General features: G+C 61.4%; 3 protein-coding genes. All 3 read left to right on the top strand.

Annotated elements, in window-relative coordinates:
• The first annotated feature begins 77 nt into the window (after positions 1–77).
• The gene (locus V5D86_RS09595) at positions 78–236 is read left to right on the top strand and encodes a hypothetical protein (protein WP_414596466.1); all 159 of its coding nucleotides are present in this window, start codon (positions 78–80) and stop codon (positions 234–236) included.
• Positions 233–463, top strand: coding sequence for a hypothetical protein (locus V5D86_RS09590; protein WP_414596465.1), 231 nt, complete (start codon positions 233–235; stop codon positions 461–463). Before V5D86_RS09595 ends, V5D86_RS09590 begins: the two co-directional genes overlap by 4 nt.
• 53 nt (positions 464–516) lie before the next feature.
• On the top strand, positions 517–731 hold a 215-nt coding region (locus V5D86_RS09585; RefSeq protein WP_414596464.1), incomplete at its 3' end, for a hypothetical protein.

Below are 731 nucleotides of genomic sequence, written 5' to 3'. Positions count from 1 at the left end.
TCGGAGATGCCCGGTCACGAGGTCTTCATGGACGGGGACCTCTACGCAATCGTCGCCAGGCCCAGGAGGTCGGGCGCGTGATCTGCTGTGACGAGCTCTACGATGCCATCGCGGAGGACGATCTCGAGACCGACATCGTCAGGAACGGACTGTCCGTCACCAGAGGAGGTCCCCTGATCAGATACTGCCCCTGGTGCGGCAAGAGAATCAGGATCGACGGAGAGGGACCCGCATGAGGCAGAGCGATGTCCTCCTCGCCCTCAGGTCCGGCGGGAGGATGACCGTCCCGGAGATCGTCGAGGCCCTGGCCCCGAACGTCGCCGGATGCACGGAGGATACTGTTCGCAGGGCCCTCCGGAGTCTCCGGGACAAGGGCAAGGTCCGCCCCGCGTACGTCGATCGCAGCATCAGACGCGCAGTGTGGGAGGCCGTGCGATGGTTTCGAGCATTGTTTCTGAAGTGATATCTATTGATTCCGCGATCCGCATGGAAAACGGAAAGGGAGGTGAGAAAGGAATGGCAAGCGAATGGGAGGAGCTGGAGAAGCTGACCAAGGAGGAGCTCATCATCGAGCTCGTGAAGGAGCGTACAGCGCACCGCGAACTATGCCGTGGCATGAGGTCTCTGATAGATTTCTACCACCCGGCGGATGACGAGCGCTACTTCATTGATGGCGAGAGCGACGACGAATGGCCCGGACACAGGACCACCGACGAATGGGCCCGCAGGAT

It is taken from the genome of Candidatus Methanoprimaticola sp. MG2 (genome assembly GCF_047501175.1).
In the GTDB taxonomy this organism is placed as follows: Archaea; Thermoplasmatota; Thermoplasmata; order Methanomassiliicoccales; family Methanomethylophilaceae; genus Methanoprimaticola.
This window is presented reverse-complemented; position numbering and strand designations above follow the sequence as displayed.